The sequence below is a fragment of the Streptomyces sp. NPDC054932 genome (assembly GCF_053610205.1).
In genome coordinates this window covers 95,860-113,751 of the sequence record NZ_JBSGXU010000004.1, presented here as the reverse complement: position 1 = coordinate 113,751, position 17,892 = coordinate 95,860, and the positions used below count along the sequence as shown (strand labels likewise).

13 protein-coding genes are annotated in these 17,892 nt (G+C 69.5%); 4 read left to right on the top strand and 9 right to left on the bottom strand.

Features of this window, described 5'->3' with window-relative positions; translation table 11 throughout:
- Window positions 1-96: 96 nt before the first annotated feature.
- From ACWGE1_RS02300 to ACWGE1_RS02275, 6 genes are all read right to left on the bottom strand, one after another.
- Window positions 97-435 (bottom strand): hypothetical protein, encoded by a 339-nt coding sequence (locus ACWGE1_RS02300; RefSeq protein WP_453418670.1) that lies wholly within the window; start codon window positions 433-435, stop codon window positions 97-99.
- A 176-nt stretch (window positions 436-611) separates the two neighbouring features.
- On the bottom strand, window positions 612-2,492 hold the full coding sequence (locus tag ACWGE1_RS02295; RefSeq protein ID WP_453418669.1) for a serine/threonine-protein kinase: 1,881 nt from the start codon (window positions 2,490-2,492) through the stop codon (window positions 612-614).
- Window positions 2,493-2,649: 157 nt separating this feature from the next.
- Entirely contained in the window at window positions 2,650-3,027 is a 378-nt protein-coding gene (locus ACWGE1_RS02290) for an FKBP-type peptidyl-prolyl cis-trans isomerase (RefSeq protein ID WP_453418668.1), read from the bottom strand.
- 127 nt (window positions 3,028-3,154) lie between these two features.
- Window positions 3,155-5,014: a peroxidase family protein gene (locus tag ACWGE1_RS02285; RefSeq protein ID WP_453418667.1), complete on the bottom strand. Its 1,860-nt coding sequence runs from the start codon at window positions 5,012-5,014 to the stop codon at window positions 3,155-3,157.
- Between the two features lie 27 nt (window positions 5,015-5,041).
- A complete protein-coding gene (locus tag ACWGE1_RS02280; RefSeq protein WP_453418666.1) occupies window positions 5,042-6,979 on the bottom strand; it encodes a GMC family oxidoreductase in 1,938 nt (645 codons plus the stop codon).
- Window positions 6,976-7,374: a hypothetical protein gene (locus ACWGE1_RS02275; protein ID WP_453418665.1), complete on the bottom strand. Its 399-nt coding sequence runs from the start codon at window positions 7,372-7,374 to the stop codon at window positions 6,976-6,978. The genes ACWGE1_RS02280 and ACWGE1_RS02275 overlap by 4 nt, the downstream gene beginning before the upstream one ends.
- 428 nt (window positions 7,375-7,802) lie before the next feature.
- Here ACWGE1_RS02275 and ACWGE1_RS02270 point away from each other — a divergent pair, with 428 nt between their 5' ends.
- Together ACWGE1_RS02270 and ACWGE1_RS02265 are read left to right on the top strand one after the other, a co-directional pair.
- The gene (locus ACWGE1_RS02270) at window positions 7,803-9,188 is read left to right on the top strand and encodes a DUF5685 family protein (RefSeq protein ID WP_453418664.1); all 1,386 of its coding nucleotides are present in this window, start codon (window positions 7,803-7,805) and stop codon (window positions 9,186-9,188) included.
- Between the two features lie 447 nt (window positions 9,189-9,635).
- On the top strand, window positions 9,636-11,138 hold the full coding sequence (locus ACWGE1_RS02265) for a DHA2 family efflux MFS transporter permease subunit (RefSeq protein ID WP_453418663.1): 1,503 nt from the start codon (window positions 9,636-9,638) through the stop codon (window positions 11,136-11,138).
- A 129-nt stretch (window positions 11,139-11,267) separates the two neighbouring features.
- Here ACWGE1_RS02265 and ACWGE1_RS02260 read toward each other — a convergent pair whose 3' ends face one another.
- Together ACWGE1_RS02260 and ACWGE1_RS02255 are read right to left on the bottom strand one after the other, a co-directional pair.
- Entirely contained in the window at window positions 11,268-12,212 is a 945-nt protein-coding gene (locus tag ACWGE1_RS02260; protein WP_453418662.1) for a glycoside hydrolase family 16 protein, read from the bottom strand.
- A 285-nt stretch (window positions 12,213-12,497) separates the two neighbouring features.
- Window positions 12,498-13,073 (bottom strand): hypothetical protein, encoded by a 576-nt coding sequence (locus ACWGE1_RS02255; RefSeq protein ID WP_453418661.1) that lies wholly within the window; start codon window positions 13,071-13,073, stop codon window positions 12,498-12,500.
- Window positions 13,074-13,135: 62 nt separating this feature from the next.
- Here ACWGE1_RS02255 and ACWGE1_RS02250 point away from each other — a divergent pair, with 62 nt between their 5' ends.
- Both ACWGE1_RS02250 and ACWGE1_RS02245 read left to right on the top strand, forming a co-directional pair.
- Window positions 13,136-15,223, top strand: coding sequence for a bifunctional polysaccharide deacetylase/glycosyltransferase family 2 protein (locus ACWGE1_RS02250; RefSeq protein ID WP_453418675.1), 2,088 nt, complete (start codon window positions 13,136-13,138; stop codon window positions 15,221-15,223).
- A 2-nt stretch (window positions 15,224-15,225) separates the two neighbouring features.
- Window positions 15,226-16,488, top strand: coding sequence for an acyltransferase family protein (locus ACWGE1_RS02245; RefSeq protein WP_453418660.1), 1,263 nt, complete (start codon window positions 15,226-15,228; stop codon window positions 16,486-16,488).
- 279 nt (window positions 16,489-16,767) lie between these two features.
- On the opposite strand, the gene ACWGE1_RS02240 is transcribed toward ACWGE1_RS02245, so the two are convergent.
- A complete protein-coding gene (locus ACWGE1_RS02240) occupies window positions 16,768-17,886 on the bottom strand; it encodes a fatty acid desaturase family protein (RefSeq protein WP_453418659.1) in 1,119 nt (372 codons plus the stop codon).
- Window positions 17,887-17,892 lie beyond the last annotated feature (6 nt).

Below are 17,892 nucleotides of genomic sequence, written 5' to 3'. Positions count from 1 at the left end.
TCCGTGCGGTGAGTTCCTAGACAGCTCCCACCACACCGGAGGTCTTCGCCATGTTCAAGACCCGCCGAGTGTCAACAACGCTCGTGATCAATACACCTAGGCCGACCTGCGGCGCAGGGCCCGGCGGACCCCGTACAGGACGACGAGCAGCACGATGACCACGACCAGGACGATCAAGAGCTTCTTGAACAGGCCGCCGCTCTTCTTCTTGCTCTTCTTCTTGCCCTTCTTGTTCCCGGTGGTGGCCCGGACCTGGGACGACATCGGCGCCTGGAGACCGGTTGCCGCGTCGGCGCCGGCGAGGAGGGCGCCCTGCGGCAGCGCCGCGGCGGCGGGAGCCTGCCGGGCGGCCGGAGCGGCCGCCGAGGCGGTTGCCGCGGGACCCAGTAGCAGCCCGGCGAGCACGAAGAGCGGGACGATTGCCGCCGCGACCATCGGGCGCTTCTTCGGATTGCTGTTCGTTGTCACTGTCTCCCCTGTTCTCCCCTGCCCGGGCCTGGCCCGGTGGGATCCGGAAGGCCGGGGCTTGAAAGCATCGTCGACGAGTTCGACCGCCCCTGCAAGGAGATGGGCGGCGCAACGTCATCGAGTGCGCGAGCGACGGGCCGTGCCTAGTTCTTCGCCGCGGCCTCGGCGTTGCGCCAGACCGTCAGGTCGACGGTGATGAAGGCGGTCTCGTTCTTCCCGCCCGACCTGCCGCGGAAGGTCGCCAGCGTGATGTGGCCGGCCTTGCTCAGCACGCAGACCTGTGACCCGTCCGTGAGCTGGTCGAGGCCGATCTTCTCGGTGAAGCGGGTCACGGCCCGGCAGGTCTCCAGGGAGCCCTTCTCGGAGTTGTTCAGCAGGACGAGCTTGCCGTTCGTGGTACCGAACTTCTCGTCCCCGAACAGGGTGTCCCGGTAGAAGAAGAGGTCGGCGTGCCCGTAGAGCACCCCGGCGCCGGTCGGCTCCTCGGCCGGGCGCGGCGGATTGTCGGCGAACATCAGCTGGTGGTTCTGGGGCACGTCGATGCCCTGGTACGAGACAGGCTGCGGGTCGGGCCGCTTCTGCGAGGCACTGCCGCCGTCCGACGCCTTGTCGGCCCCGCCCCCGCCCTTGCCGGAGCCGTCCGGCAGCAGGGACCCGATGACCGCGAGCCCGATGACCGCCGCCGCTACCGCCCCGATGACGATCAGCCCCGTCCGCCTGGGGCGCGGCGGAGCGGGCGGACCGGTGACGAAGCCCTGGGCGTGGAACGGCGGCGGCGTGGCGTGGCCCGGGGGGTACGTGGGCTGCGCGTATTGGGGTTGGCCGTACTGCGGCTGGGTGTGCTGCGGCTGTGGGTACGGAGCCTGCGCGTACGGGGGCGGCGTCGGGTGACCCGGCGGCACCGCCCCCGGAGCCCCCGGCGCCGGAGCTGTCTGCGTCGGCGCGGCGGCCACACCGGTCGGCGTGAACCCGGGCGCGGCGGCGGGTACCGCGGGCGCACCCGGGGCCGGGGACTGCGGCGAGACCTCGGTCGGAGTCGGAGTCGGGCTCGGAGCCGGCGTCGGCGTGGGAGTCGGCGCGGCCGTCGGAGGCTGCGGCGGCGGGGTGGGCGCCGGCGCGGGCAGCTGCAGCCGCTCGGTGATGGAACCGGCGACGGTCTGCGGCAACCAGTCCTCGCCCTGGCGCAGCGGGACCTCCGAGGCCGCGTTGCACAGCTCGATGACCTCGGTCAGCGACGGGCGGTCGGCCGGATCGCGGCTGAGGCAGCGGGTCACCACCGGCCGCAACTCCTCCGGCAGGGCGCTGAGGTCGGGGTCCTCGTGCACGATCCGGTAGAGCACCGCGTGCGAAGGCCCGTCGCCGAAGACGGAGGCCCCGATCGCGGTGAAGGCCGCGATCTGCCCGAGGGCGAAGACATCGGTGGCCGGGGTGACCGTGCCGGCCGAGGCCTGTTCCGGCGCCATGAACGCCGGGGTCCCGACGCTAACGCCGGTACTGGTCAGAGCGGTGGAGTCGGCGGCCCGGGCGATGCCGAAGTCGATGACGCGCGGGCCGTCGGCGGCGAGCAGCACGTTGGCGGGCTTCAGGTCCCGGTGGACGATGCCCGCACCGTGGATGACGTGCAGCGCCTCGGCGACCCCGACGGTCAACAGCAGCACGCTGCGCACCGGCAGCGCGCCGTGCCGGGCCACGGCGTGGGCGAGCGAGGGGCCCGGTACGTAGGCCGTGGCCAGCCAGGGCTGGGCGCCCTCGGTGTCCGAGTCGATGACCGGTGCGGTGTAGAGCCCCTGGACCCGCTCCGCGGCCCGCACCTCCTGCTGGAAGCGCCGCCGGAACTCGGGGTCCTCGCTGAACTCGGGCCGGATCACCTTGATGGCGATGGGCCGGCCGCCCGGCGTGTAGGAGAGGTAGACCTTGCCCATGCCGCCCGCGCCCAGCACGGCCGCCAGGCGGTAGCCGCCCACGACGGCCGGGTCGTCCGCCTTGAGCGGCTGGAAGAAGTCGGCGGAAGGTGCGCTGCCCATGGGATCCATCTCTGATTGCGGCGATTCAGCACCTGCCGGCGCCCCGAGGTCAACCGAGAGGGTACCCAATGCCCGGACCACCCCCACCCCGGACCACCGCGCCGGCTTCGGCAGTTGGTGGATCGGGCGTGGCATCGGGGCGTGGCCGAGGTTCTCTTCAGACCACGGAGAGCAGGTCCACCACGAAGACGAGCGTGGAACCCGGCGGGATCAACGGCGAGGGGGACTGCTTGCCGTAGCCGAGGCGCGGGGGAACGATGATCTCGCGCCGACCGCCGACCTTCATCCCCCTGAGTCCCCGGTCCCAGCCCTTGATGACCCTGCCGCCACCCACGGCGAACTTGAACGGCTCGCCCCGGTCCCAGGAGGCGTCGAACTCCACTCCGGACTCGAAGGTGACCCCGACGTAGTGAACCCGGACAACCCTGCCCGGCTTCGCCTCGGGCCCGTCCCCGACGACGAGGTCACGGATGGTCAGCTCCTGGGGAGCTTCACCCCCCGGAAGTTCGATCTCGGGCTTCGTCAGTTCGTTCATCGCTGCCTCATTGCTCTGCGCCTGAATCCCTCGTACGGACCGGCCGGGCGCATGGTGACTCCATGCAGTGGGTGATCACGTTACCGAGAACGCCGACCGTGCTGGGACCTGCGTGCGTGACCGCCCGTCAGGAATGGGTACTGCCGCGGGCGGTGTGCCAGGGCACGAAGGCGTTCTTCAGCCCCGCGAGAGCCGTGCGCAGCTCCGGGTAGTGGCGCAGCAGAACGGTGACCATGCTGTTGTCGTCGATCCAGGCCATGCCGGCCTTCGAGTACACCTCGGGTGTGTAGTAGTCGGTGAAGAAGCGGTCGCTGTTCAGTCGGCGCGAGGCCATCAGGATGAAGATGCGAAAGGCCGTGTCGCTGAAGGCGAATCCGGTCGGAAGCTTCTCCGCGTACATCCCGACCGTCAGGTCGACCTTTTCGATGTCGTCGTCGTAGAGCCGCTTGATCTCCTCCGCCCACACCGGGTTGTCCGTGAGGTCCTCGAAGCTCGCCGCGGGCTTCAGCCGCAGCAGCCGCCGGAACTCGTTGTAGCGGGGGACGCCCAGCTCCCGGTTGCGCAGGATGTCCGTGGCGGCGAGGTCCTGCCGCTGGCCGTCGGGGCGCTCGAAGTCCTGGAGGAACTTGGGGAAGTTGTGCAGGGTCACCAGTCCCGGGTGGAGGGTGCCGAAGCTGTAGAGCAGGTTGGCCATCCCCTTGGTCTTCAGCACGTTGAGCGCCTCGGGCCCGGCGATGTCGCGGAAGGTGCAGTCGCCGAGGGTGGAGTCGTCGGTGACGGAGCGCAGGTGCCAGTCGTCGCGGACGAGCGGGTGCATGCGGTAGACGGCCACGAATTCCTCGGTGAGGGAGTAGGGGATGCCGTAGTGGTCCGCCTTGCTGCCGGGGATGCCGCTGACGGTCTCGCTCTCCGCGATCCGGCCGAAGAGGTTGTGGGCGCGCTCGCCGGCGAGGCCCCACCAGTTGGACCGCAGGGCCTTGACGGTGGTGGGGTGGCTGATGACGGCCGGCGTCCACTCCACCGTATGGATCTTGGCGAGGAGCGCGGCGTTGACGAGCCGGGCCCGCTGGAACAGCTCCTCGTCGTCCCAGGACGGGTAGGCCGCGTGCAGGTGGTCACAGATCGCGTTGTGCTCCTGGGCGAACAGATTCTGCATCATGACGAGACCCAGCCAGAAGCCGGGAACGCGCGAGGGATCGCGAGAGGGGTCGGACGGGAGCGGGGCCGGATCGGCGTCGAAGAGGTGCAGTTTGCCCGTCCGGCCGGTGCGCACCTGGAGCTGTTCCGCCTCGCTCGTCCCGTAGATCTGGGAGGCGTCCCACCAGTGGGACGAGACGTTGACGTGCGTATCTGGAGTCCCGGCGGGCGACTGGGGATCCCGGGTCGGGTCGTCCGGTGTCCGCATGATCCGCATCGGGCGTTCCGGCCACGGATCGTCGTCCATGAGGGGTACTTCCCAGGGCCGTTCCGTGGGACTGGTTCCGTGACTGAACCAGTCGCGGACCATGAACTGCAGCCAGGCGGCGACCAGGGAGTTGACCGACTCGGCCGGGATCAGCTCGTCGCGGGTGAGCAGGGTGCGGCTCACCTCGCGCGGGTTCGGCCGCGACAGAACGCTCTCGGGCGTGGCCGGGGCGATCCTGTCCAGCGGGATGTTCCGGCCGAAGCGGGTCCCCGCCATGCCCATTCGCGGATCGTCGAGGTCGTTGTGGCTGCCGTCGGCCGTTCGGTTGACCCGGTGGCTCTCGGAGGGCGGCGCAGGGTCCGGAAGGTCGACGGAGGGCAGCCGAGAGGTGTCGTGGAGGTTCTTCTGGCGGAGTTTGACCCGCAGCCCGAAAAGGACCAGCAGGCCGGGCGTGACCGGTAGGTTGTTCCAACCGTTGCGCCGGTCGACGAACTCGGCGATGCGGGTGATGATCCGCCAGGGTGGCGATGAGCGGTATCCAGAGCTGGATCGCCGGGGGACGGAGCGTCGTTGGGTGCTCATCGTGGTGCTCCTAGGATTGGTTCCCGGTCAGGTCGGGTGTCGCGATGCGGCCACTGCGGTTCGCCTGCGCGACGCATCGCGGAGGATCACGTCGCTCGCCTTCTCGCTGATCATGTAGATCGGAACGGCGATGAAGAAGCCGGGAATTCGGGGGAAGACCGAGGCGTCGACGATCCGCAGGCGGTCCACACCGCGTACCCGGAAGCGGCTGTCCACGACGGCCGAGGGATCGTCGGCCCGCCCCATCCTGCAACTGCAGGACGCGTGATGGCCCCACGCCTCGTCCTGTACGAAGCGGCGGACGCTCTCGGGGTCGCCGACCTCCTCGCCGGGCCACAGCTCCTCGCGTATCACGGAGGCGGCACTGCGGTTCATGCTGCGGACGAACTCCACGGCGGAGGCCATTGCGTCGAGGTCCCGGGCCTCCTCGTCCGTGCCCTCGGCGAAGTAGTGGAAGTTCACCAGCGGGGTGTCCCGGGGGTCGGCGGAGCGCAGCCGCACCCGGCCGTTGGTGTTGTGGGTCCGGCTCTTGAGAATGGCCCACGTGAAGCGGTCCCGGTGGCGCGTCAGGTCGCGTGAGTAGCCGGGGTAGTAGCCGCGGAAGTCGAAGGGGCCGCCGAAGATGAACAGGTCGGGGGCGTCCAGCGACGGGCGGGACTTCCGGGTGATGCCGACGACCGCGCCGTTGGTCGTGTACGGGCCCTCGCCGAGCTGCCAGGCTCGGTAGCAGCGGTCCGGCTCGGCTCCGGGCTCCGGGGCGTGAAAGGCACAGTCCTTGATGGCCTGGGACTCGCGGTCCAGCTGGCTCACCACGCCGATCTCGTACCGGTCCTGCAGGTTCGCGCCCACGCCCTGGAGCGGGACGCGTACGGGAATGCCGTGCCGTTCCAGCTCCTCACGCGGCCCGATGCCCGAAAGCATCAGCAGCTGAGGAGTGTTGAAGGCCCCTGCAGCCAGGACCACCTCACGGGTGGCGAGCGCCCTGCGCGGGACCGGCAGCGCGAGACCGTCGTGGGCGCCGGGGTCGGCCCGGTAGGCGTGCGGCCGGTCCACGTAGTCGACGCCGGTCGCCACCCCGTCGTCCAGCACGACCCGTGTCACCAGTGCGTTCGTCCGGACGACCAGGTTGTCGGGGTGGCTGCGCCGTACTGCCCGTACGCGTTCGCGGGCGGCGCTGCGCCGCCCGTCGGCCGCGGATACGGGGATCTGCCACAGCCCCTGCAGGCCCTCGGTCTGCACGCGCCAGTCATTGGGGTCGACGAAGGATCCGAGCCCCTCCAGAGGGGAGAGCGGTCGGCCGATGAAATCGGCGAGCGTGTCGTGTGCGGCGGACAGGATGACGGTCAACAACTGCTTGTCCCCGATGATCAGTTCGGGGTCGGCGAGGCCGGTCGGCAGCCAGCCGTCGAACCCGTGCCGCGAGTCGTTGCGGTACCGGGCGGCGGCGAAGGGGAGAAGCTCCAGCAGGGCGGCCAGCAGCCGATTTCCGGGGGGCTTCTTGGGCCGGGGGCGGTACGTACAGCGCTCGAGCCGCTCGAAGTACCAGCGCATGGAAGTGCTGCCCCATGATACGTCGCCGGTCTCCCGCGCGATTTCGTCCCAGTCGCGGTTGAACGGATAGACGGTGATCAGCGCGTGATGCGCGGTGCAGCCACCGACCGTCCCGGCCCGCGGATAGAGGATGCCCTTGCTCGGCACGAGCTTGCTGTCGCGCCGGTGTTGCTGTTCGTCCGCGTAATGCCGTACGAAGTAGTCCCAGCGCTGGGCGGGGTCCTCGGAGGCATCGGCGTGGAAGGCGGGCACCAGGTAGTTGTCGTTGTCCTCGGCACCGCCCGCGTCGAGCAGTAGGACGCGCATGCCCGCGGCGGCGAGGTTGGCCGCAAGCGGTGCACCGCCGGCGCCCGCTCCGACGACGATGTAGTCGAAGTCCGTCTCGGCCGGCGGGTCACCGGACTCCGGGGTCACTTCCCTTTCCTCTTGCCGAAGTCGGCCGCACTGGCGGCCAGCGTGGTATTGACGGCCGAAATGAGCGTGGTCAGGACGGCGGTGCGGGGCGGCAACTGGCCGCGGATGCCGAGCAGGGCGGCTGTCGCGGTGTCACTTCCATGGATCAGGACGCCCTCGCGAAGGTCTTCCCGGAGCCGCTCGCCGCGGTTGGTGAGCAGGTCGAGACCGAGCAGGATCGTACGGATCCCGAAGAGCCGGAAAGCGTAGACGGCGGCCGGACTGAGGTCACGGTCGGGGTCGAGGCGCCGGATGAGCAGGGCGGGCACCAGCAGGCCGGTGACGCCGTTGAAGAGCCGGATTCCGGCCAGCGCGTAGACCGAGGCCGGACGGCGGGCAGCGTGTTGCTTAGCCATGCTGTCTCCCTGGAGTGCAGCGGCTTCTGCGGCCACATCTGGCCCCCCGGGCATGCAAATGAAACTACCCCAAAACCACACTAGAGGGATGGCCGTGCGCTTGCACCTCGGGGCCGGTACGGGGGTGCGAACTCGCGCACGCCAGATGTACGGCTCCCCCGGGCGGGTGCCGCCGAGCAGAGGTGACCGTTCGCCGACCGGGCGGTGTGGCAGCCGATCGCCGACCACCGCGACTTCAGCCCCGGCCGATCGAGGAGACGCTCCGGCTCGCCGCCCGCCAGGGATCGGAAGGAACCATCTAGGATGTCGGCCGCGTGTTGATGTCACGTGCGGTTGACGTTGCCCCGTCGTGGCTCATGTGCAGTCTTGCGTCCGTGATCCGTCCGACGGGAGGCGTCCGGGTAGCTTTTCTACGGGGGAGAACTTCGGTGTTCGGAATCATCAGGCCATGCCGTCATCGCCTGGGCGAGGGCTTGCGTACCGAGTGGATGGCGCATCTGTGCGGGCTGTGCCTGGCTTTGCGCAGCGAGTACGGACAGTTCGCGAGGGTGGCCACGAACTACGATGGCCTGATCGTCTCCGTGCTGACCGAAGCGCAGTCGGAGCGTACCGGGGACTGGCGGCGGGGTGCCGGTCCGTGCCCGCTGCGCGGGATGCGGTCGGCGGACGTGGCGCAGGGTGAGGGTGCGCGGCTGGCGGCGACGGTGTCGCTGGTGCTGGCCGCGGCGAAGATACGTGACCATGTGGCGGACGGCGACGGCCTGGTGGGGCGCCGCCCGGTGGCGCTGGCGGCCCGCCGGATCGCCCACGGCTGGGACCGTGCGGGCGCCGCGGGCGGCGAACGGCTCGGCTTCGACACCGCCGTGCTGATCGGGGCGGTCGAGCGCCAGCCGGAGGTCGAGCGGTCGACCGGCCCCGGTGGCTCGCTGCTGACGGTCACGGAGCCCACGGAGACGGCGACCGCAGCCGCCTTCGCGTACACCGCGGTGCTCACGGATCGCCCGGGCAACGCCGAACCGCTGGCGGAAGCCGGCCGTCTGTTCGGTCGGCTGGCGCATCTGCTGGACGCGGTGGAGGACCGGGCCGCGGACGAGGCGTCAGGTGCGTGGAACCCGATCGCGGTGACCGGCGCGGACCTCGCCGAGGTGCGCCGACTCTGCGACGACGCCGTCCATGGGATCCGGCTCGCCCTGTCCGACGCCGTGTTCGTCGACGGACGGCTGGTACAGGCACTTCTGGGCGGCGAGTTGGAGCGCGCCGTCGATCGTGTCTTCGACCCTGGGCACCGTCACCATCAGCACCGCCCCCAGGCGCGCGGCCTGCGCATGCTGCCCTGGCTTGGACGCCGTACGGAGACGGAAGCACCCTCGGGGACCGGTACCGATACCGGCACGGCCTGCGGCGTCGGGGCGCTTGCGGGCGCGGCCCCCGAGGGCGGGGCGATGGCGTCGAGCCGGCCGCCGGAGGGGCAGTGCCGGCGGTGCCGCGAGTGGCGCCGGGTGTGCGCCGATTGCCGGTTGTGCTTCAGCTGCTGCCGCTGCAGCGTCGATGACGGCGAGCCCGCGCAGTTCGGCGAGGGCAACGGCAATGGCAACGGCGGCTCGAGCCGGGACGGTTCCGGGAGTGACGGCTGGTTCGGCGGCCAGGGCGGCGGCAACTCGGGTGGCTCCTCCGGCGGTTCGGGCGGCGGTCATGGGTCCGGTGGCTCTGGCGGTTCGGGCGGCGGATCCGGCGGCGGTTCCGGTGACGGCTGCGGTGGCGGTGGCGGTGGCTGCTGCAATCCGTGCAAGTGCTGCTGTGACTGCTGCGACTGAACGACGGATGAGCCCGGTTCCCCGCGCGGCGGTGAACCGGGTGCCGAACCTCTCGTCGCCGTGCGTCGACGGCGGCGTACGCCGCCGGCTGTACCGCCCACACCCGTGCGCCCGGTCCCGATGAGGCTTCCAGCGGTTGGTGGTGAACGGGGTCTTTGCGGCTCCGTCGGCACCTCGGCGATCACCGGCTCTCTCGGCCGCGGACAGCGGGAAGGCCCCGGCAGGCGTCGGGAAGGACGGGTGCGCCTGCTGTCCGTCGTCCTGGAGCTCGGCGCCGACCGGCCTGCTGCAGAAGCCATGTCTTGGCCGTTCCGGGTCGGCAAAATGGTTTGAGCCCGGGCGGCGGCACCGACAGGATCGGAGAACACCGATGAGTTCTTCCCGGCGCCGCGGTCTGTCAGTGCGACCTGCCCACATGCGGAGGACACTCAGATGACGGAAGGCACCATGCCCGCGCCACACGAAACGCCAACCCTCTCGCCCGCCCGCGTCACCGCCGTGCTGCGCATTCTCGTGCTGTCCACGTTCGTCGTCCTCCTCAACGAGACGATCATGGTCAACGCGATCCCGCGGCTCATGCGCGATTTCGAGGTCACCGCGGCAGCCGCAGGGTGGCTGTCCACGGCCTTCATGCTCACCATGGCTGTCGTCATCCCGGTGACGGGGTGGTTCCTCCAGCGGGTGACGACGCGTACCGCCTTCGGCCTCGCCATGGCGCTGTTCCTCGCCGGCACGGCTCTGGCCGCGGCCGCGCCCGCCTTCCCCGTACTGCTGGCCGCCCGCGTCATCCAGGCCAGCGGCACCGCCGTCATGATGCCGCTGCTCATGACGACGCTGATGACCCTCGTGCCCCCGCACGACCGCGGCCGTGTCATGGGCAACATCACCCTCGTCATCTCCGTCGCACCCGCCCTCGGCCCCGCCTTCTCCGGTGTGCTGCTGCAGCTGGGGTCATGGCGCCTGCTGTTCCTGGCCGTGCTTCCCATCGCCGGAGGTATGGCCGTATTCGGTCGGCGCAAACTGGTCAACATCGGTGAGCCGCAGGCGGCCCCCATCGACTGGATGTCCGTGCCCCTGGCGGCCGCAGGTTTCGGCGCCCTGGTCTACGGACTGAGCGGGCTCGGCGCCGGGAACGCGGCCCAGGCCCCCGTGCCCCCGGAGGTCATCACCCCGGTTGGGGCCGTGCTCGTAGGACTGTTCGTATGGCGACAACTGGCACTGCAGCGTTCCTCCACCCCGCTGCTGGACCTGCGTGCGCTGACGTTTCGTCATTTCTCCGTGGCGCTGGGCCTGATGTGCCTGTCGTTCATGGCCCTCATGGGTACGTTCATCCTGCTGCCGATCTACCTGCAGGAGGTGTGCGGCCTGACCTCATTGCAGACCGGGCTGCTCCTCATCCCCGGCGGCCTGACCATGGGCCTGCTCGGACCGCAGGTCGGCAAGCTCTACGACCGGCTCGGCGCACCACGCCTGGTCGTACCCGGAGCCGGACTCACAGCGCTTTGCCTCGCGCTGTTCGCCCTCACGGACGAACAGACCTCGCCGTGGCTGGTGCTCGCCCTCCACGTGGCCCTGAGTGCGGGCATGGCGTTCGTCTTCACCCCCGTCTTCACCTCCGGCCTGTCCGTACTGCCGCCGCACCTCTACCCCCACGGCTCCGCCATCCTGGGCTCGCTCCAACAGGTCGCGGCCGCCGCCGGCACCGCCCTGGTCATCAGCGTCATGTCGGGACACGCCGCCACGGCAGCAGCCGAGGGCGCCGACGCCACCGGCGCCCTCGCCACGGGCATCCAGTGGGGATTCGGCATCGGCGCCGTGCTCGGCGCCCTGGCCGTGCTGGTCGCGTTGCTGATCCGCACCCCGCCCGCTCCGCAACAGCCTGCTGCGTCGGAGGTCCAGGGCGAAGACGACGGCACCACAACGAACAAAACGGCCCACACCCCCACCTGACTCCCTACGGAGAGGACGAGCAGGGCAGGGGCCGGGAGTTGTTCGTCCAGCGGGACGGCGGCGAAGGTCTCGGGCGGGCGGCCCCGGCGCCAGTGTGGGGGGGAAGGGCCGCCAAAGTCCTGACTGGGGTCAGGACTTCGGCACAGTGTTGATGTAATTGGTGCCGCCACTGTAGAAGCCGTCCACCGTTTTCTGGACCTCCGCCTGGGAAACAGCTTCACCGGCCTTGTAGTAGAACCAGTTGACCTTCATGTCCCATGTGCGCGGACCGCCGGTGAAGGGAAGGTCGATGAACCAGTTGCTGAAATGGATGTCCATCTTCTCGCGCGGGACGTACTTGCCGGAGCTGGTGAAAAGCTCCTTGCCGTCCAGGGAATAGGTGACCTTTCCGTTCACGGCGGTGATCATCATGATGTGCCAACCCTCGAGGCGCTGCTTGAACGTGCGGCTGACCCGGTCCGGCGGATCGGCCTTGTGCCAGCTGACGTTGTCGAGTCGCGAACCCACCGAACCCCAGCCGCCGTTCGGCAGGTACTCGTGATCGAGTTCGCTGTAGTTCGCCGAGGATTCCGAGGAGGAAATCGGAAAGAAGGTCTGGACGACGTGGTCGCCGTTGCGACCGCTCGAGGGCCTGTCGCTGAGGTGGACCCGAGCGGCATAGGTCCCCGTGAAGAGGGGGGTGCCGGTGCTCTGCACCTCGACCTGCCTGGTGCCCTGCTTGGTGCCGTCGGTGGAAGCCTGCAGCTGCAGGACCCTGCCCCCCTGGGCGGTGATGTCGGAGGGGAAGGCGGCGCCGGCGCTGGACCAGGTGTCCTTGATCCCCGGGCTGCCCGCGCCGTCACGGACCTCCCAGCCGTTGGCGGTCAGCGCAGGGTCGTCGGAGCCGCTGTAGTGGAAGTTGTCGAACAGGGTTCCCGGAGGTCCGGACGGGGTCGGCGAGGCGCTGGGGGCGCCGGCATCGGCATCCCCGCCGGATGCGGGGCCGCCGGAGCACGCCGCGAGTACGCACATAAGGGCGGGGAGCGTGAGCACGGTCCACACGTGGCGACGAGAGGTGCGGCGGGGCTGGCTCACACGGGCTCCTTCGGGCGTAGGGGCGGTACCTGGACACGCCCTTTTTACGTGAAGATCAAATGACTGATCACACGAGGGGGCATCTTAGTGCCGACTCGGAGGGTGTCCCGCAAGCGATTGATCAGTACCCGGAGATTCTGCGTCTCGCTTACTGATCGGTATGCCCAATTGGCATTTCGATCCGATTACGACACCTGAGCAGATCGCACCAAATGCATACATCGGGCCAAATTCGCTTCAGGCCGGTGCACTAGCGTTCGTCCTGCTGTCCTGCTGTCCTGCGGTCTACCTGCCCTGCGCCGAAAGGCGTCGCAAGGTGCGCGCAATCATCAATTCCATCGACCGCTGACCCGCGCGCCGGGCGGAGCCTGACATGTCTGAGTCAAATATTCGGGAATCCGATCCCGCGCCGGTATTCGTCGACCAGTCGGGTCTGCGCGGTCGTCTGCTGCGGGGCTTCGGCTGGCCGGTCTCGGTGGTCGGCGCGGTCCTGGCGGTCGCCATGGGCAGCAGTCTGATCGGGGTGCAGGCGGACGCCCCGGCGATGGGCATACCGGTGCAGCCCTCACGGCCGGCCGCCCCGTCGCCCACACCCGTCCCGTCGCTGTCGCCCGGCCGGGCGTCCCCGGCGTCCCCGTCGTCCGCGCCCCGGACGGCCACGCGCTCTGCGGCACCGCTGGCGAAGGCCTCGGCCACCACACCGAAGACGATGGCCACCACATCGAAGGCCTCGGCCACCACACCGAGGAACGCGGCGACCGCATCGAAGACCGCGACCCCCGTGCCGCGCGGGCCGGCGTCCTCCGGCCGACCGGCCAAGCACCCCTGATCGTCCGCACCACCCATCTCCAGGAGCGTCATTGTCCCGCCACCAGCGCCGCCGGCAGTCCCTGCTGAGGCCGCGCCGACTGGCCGCGCCGCCGCTGCGCTTCTTCATGCCGCTGTCCCTGCTGGCCTGCCTGCTCGCGCTCCTCGTCCTGCGCGGCCTCGCCACCAACGAGGCGTTCCACGATTCCCGGATCGCGATCTCGGTCGACAAGACGACCGTGCCGGGCAACCTGCTCAAGGGCGGTCCGATCATCGACGCGCGGGGCAGCAAGAACGAGCATCCCGTGAGCTACCGCATCCCGGACCGCACCGCGGTCCTGAGCTTCGACGACGGTCCCTCGCCCGAGTGGACCCCGAAGATCCTGGAGGTGCTCGCGGCCCGCAACGTCCGTGCGGACTTCTTCGTGACCGGCGCCATGACCACGCGCAACCCGGAGCTGATCCGGCAGATCGTCGCGGGCGGCCACGAAGTCGGCGTGCACACCTTCACCCACCCCGATCTGGTGTACCAGTCCCACGCCAGGATCAGCTGGGAGCTGGCGCAGACGCAGCTGGCGCTGGCCGGCGTCGCGGGCGTCCACTCCGCGTTGTTCCGCCCGCCCTACTCCTCCGACGCCACCGCGATGGACGACTGGAACTATCCGGTGATCAAGTACGTGGGCGCGCGCGGCTACCTCACCGCGTTCATCGACCGCGACACCGACGACTGGAAGCGCCCCGGCGTGGACGCGATCGTCAACGCGGCGATGCCGGCCAAGCCCGGGGCGGGCGCACTGATCCTGCTGCACGACGCGGGTGGTGACCGTACCCAGACCATCGCCGCGCTCGTACAGATCATCGACAAGCTGCAGGCCCAGGGCTACCGCTTCACCACCATCTCCGAGGCACTCGGCGCCTCCAGCGCAACCGTGCCGGTGCACGGTTTCCAGCTGTGGGCCGGCAAGGGATTCATCTGGGCCACCCAGTTCGCCGTGCACACGCTGCCGGTGCTGGTCGCGCTGCTGGCCCTCGTCGGCTTCCTCAACTTCGGCCGGTTCGCGCTGATGCTCGTTCTCGCACCGATCCACGCCCGCCGCTCCAAGCGGCGGGACGCCTGGGGACCGCCGGTCACCGAGCCGGTCACCGTACTGGTCCCGGCCTACAACGAGCGCGAGTGCATAGCCAATACCCTCAACTCCCTGGCCGCCTGCGACCATCCGATCGAGGTGATCGTCATCGACGACGGCTCGACGGACGGCACCGCGGACATCGTCGAGGCGATGGGCCTGCCGTTCGTACGGCTGATCCGCAAGGTCAACGGCGGCAAGTCCAGCGCGCTCAACACCGGTATCGCGGCAGCCTCGTACGACATCGTCGTGATGATGGACGGCGACACGGTCTTCGAGCCGTCCACCGTGCGTGAGCTGGTCCAGCCCTTCGGCGACCCGGCGATCGGCGCGGTCGCGGGCAACGCCAAGGTCGGCAACCGCGACAGCCTGATCGGTGCCTGGCAGCACATCGAGTACGTCCTCGGCCACAACCTGGACCGCCGGATGTACGACATGCTGGGCGTCATCCCGACCATCCCCGGCGCCGTCGGCGCGTTCCGCAAGGAGGCCCTGCGGCGGGTCGGCGGGATGAGCGACGACACCCTCGCCGAGGACACCGACATCACCATCGCGGTGCTCTGCGACGGCTGGCGGATCGTCTACGCCGAGCACGCCCGCGCCTGGACCGAGGCTCCCGCCACCCTCCAGCAGCTCTGGTCCCAGCGGTACCGCTGGAGCTACGGCAGCATGCAGGCGATGTGGAAGCACCGCGGCGCGGTGACCTCCCGCGGCCCGGCCGGACGGTTCGGCCGACTCGGGCTGCCGCTCGTCGTGCTGTTCGGAGTGGTCGCGCCGCTGCTGGCGCCGCTGGTCGACCTGTTCCTGCTGTACGGCGTGCTGTTCGGGGACGCCCCGATCACCCTCACCAGCTGGGGCGGCTTCATTCTGCTCCAGGCCGCACTGTCCTGGTACGCCTTCCGGCTCGACGGTGAGAAGCCCTGGCATCTGATCAGCCTGCCGATCCAGCAACTGGTCTACCGCCAGCTGATGTACATCGTCCTGCTGCAGTCCGCGATCACGGCGATGACCGGAGGCCGGCTGCGGTGGCAGAAGCTCCGGCGCACCGGCGAGGTCGCTGTACCCGTGGAGGCCTGACCGTGACCGCATCCGTCGACCTCGGGCGCACCCACGACACCGTCCGGCTGAGGGTCCCCGCCGTGCTGCGACAGGAGCAGGCGCAGGAGCAGGCGCAGGAGCCGGAGGCGCCGTCCCGGCGCAAGGGCGGCCGGGACCGCTATCTCGACCTGCTGCGCGCGCTGGCCCTGGGCCGCGTGGTGCTCTACCACAACTTCGGCTGGTTCTGGCTGCCCCTCGTCTTCCCGTCGATGGGCGTGATGTTCGCGCTGGCCGGCTCGCTGATGGCCCGCTCGCTCAGCCGTCCCGCTTCCGGTGTGATCCGCGGCCGACTGCGCCGGCTGCTGCCGCCGATGTGGCTGTTCGGCGCCGTCATGATCGCCCTCCAGATCCTCGCCAGCTGGGGCCCCCTCTCCGAGGGCCACCCCACCTGGTGGTGGTCCAAGCTGGCCTTCTGGATCCTGCCGCTGAGCACCCCGCCGTACGCGGACGAGCTGTCCGGCTTCCAGCTCGTGGAACACACCTGGGCCGCGCAGATCATCGTCCCGCTCTGGTACCTCCGGGCCTACCTCTGGTACGTCCTGCTCTCGCCGCTGATGCTCCGGGCACTGCGACGCTTTCCGCTGGTGACGCTGTCCGCTCCGCTGGCGACGGTGATCGTCATGAACGCGTTCTTCGTCGACCAGGAGTTCGTCTACGGCCGGGTCTGGGAGACCGCCAACGACTTCGCCACCTTCGGGGCCTGCTGGATCCTCGGCATGGCCCACCAGGAGGGGCTGCTCAAGAAGATCCCGCAGTACGTACTCCCGTCCGTCGCACCGCTGATCATGGTGGCCGGCTTCTGGTACCTGCAGACCCGTCCGGTCGATCCGACCGTGGCGACCGACATCGAGTCCTGGCCGATCGCCCAGGCACTGTGGTCCTTCGGTTTCGTCGCCATCCTGCTCCACATCAGCCCGTCCTGGGAGCAGTGGCCCAGACGGCTGGAACGCTGGAACGGCCTGGTCGGCCTGCTCAACGCACGCGCCGTCAGCGTCTACCTCTGGCACCAGGTCGCCCTGGTGGCCGCCATCCCGCTGATCGACCCGCTCTGGAGCGTCCCCTTCGTCTACGCGAACTTCCAGTGGCTGCTGAGCAGCCAGTGGTTCACGCTGCTGGTGGCGATCCCGCTGCTCGGCCTGCTGGTGCTGACCTTCGGTTGGGCCGAGGACCTGGCCGCCAAACGCTCGCCACGGCTCTTCCCGTACCCGCGCCGCCGGCGCGGCAGGCGCCGGGCCGCCGACTAGGCCGTCTCTTTCGGATCCTGCCGGGCCCGCGCCGCCCGGCACCGGACGCCGCGGGCCCGACGGACAAGATCCGATCGCCGACACGTGGAGCGACACCGAGGATGCCGGGATGAGGCTCGGTGATCGGAGCGGAGCGGGGGAGGGAGCCGATGTGGCTTCCGACGACGCTCAGAAGAACCCGAGCTTCTTCGGGGAGTACGAGACGAGGAGGTTCTTCGTCCGCTGGTGGTACAGCACCTGCACCCATGCTGACCAGGCAAAACGACACCGGATCTTGATTCAGGCAGCGACGAGCTCCTGCTCGCGGTCCGGCGTTTTGACCTTGGGCTTCTTGTTCGGCAGCGAGAGCCGGAAGACCTTGTGCCACGCGGAGAACACCTGCTTGGGCAGGGGCCCGGTGACGTACTCCAGCTCGTACTTCTCGAACAGCGCGCGCACCTTCACCGCGACCTCGGCGTACCGGTTGCTCGGCAGGTCCGGGAACAGGTGGTGCTCGATCTGGTGCGACAGGTTGCCGGTCATGAAGTGCATGGCCCTGCTGCCGCTGATGTTCGCCGAGCCCATCATCTGGCGCAGGTACCACTGGCCGCGCGTCTCGCCCTTGATCGACCGGCGCTCGAAGACCTGCACGCCCTCGGGGAAGTGCCCGCACATGATCACCGAGTGGGACCAGATGTTGCGGACCAGGTTCGCGGTGAACGTGGCGGCGAGCGTGGTGAGGAACGACGGGCCCGACAGCAGGGGGTGGATCACGTAGTCCTTGAGCACCTGCTTGCGGATCTTGCGGCCCACGGCCTTGGCCCGCGCGCGGAACTCCGGGTCCTTGCGGCGGCGCTTGTGCAGGTTCTTGCCGAGCTCCAGGTCGTACGCTGCGATGCCGTACTCGAAGAAGCAGGCGTTGATGAAGTTCCACAGCGGCTGGCCGAGGTGGAACGGGTGCCACTTCTGGTCCTCGTCGACGCGCATGATGCCGTAGCCGAGGTCGTTGTCCTTGCCGATCACGTTGGTGTACGTGTGGTGCAGCTCGTTGTGCGAGTGCTTCCACTGGTCGGCCGGCGAGACGTGATCCCACTCCCAGGTGGTGGAGTGGATCTTCGGGTCTCGCATCCAGTCCCACTGGCCGTGCAGGATGTTGTGGCCGATCTCCATGTTGTCCATGATCTTCGCCACGGACAGACCGGCGGTGCCGATCAGCCATGCGGGCGGGAAGAACGAGAACAGCAGCACGCCCCTGCTGACCAGCTCGAGCGTGCGCTGCGCCGAGATGACCTTCCGGATGTAGGCGGCGTCCTTCTCGCCGCGGCCGGCGATCACCTCGTCGCGGATCGCGTCCAGCTCGCGGCCGAGCTCCTCGATCTGCTCCGCAGTGAGGTGGGCGGTGGGGTCGATGGCGGTCAAGGTGCT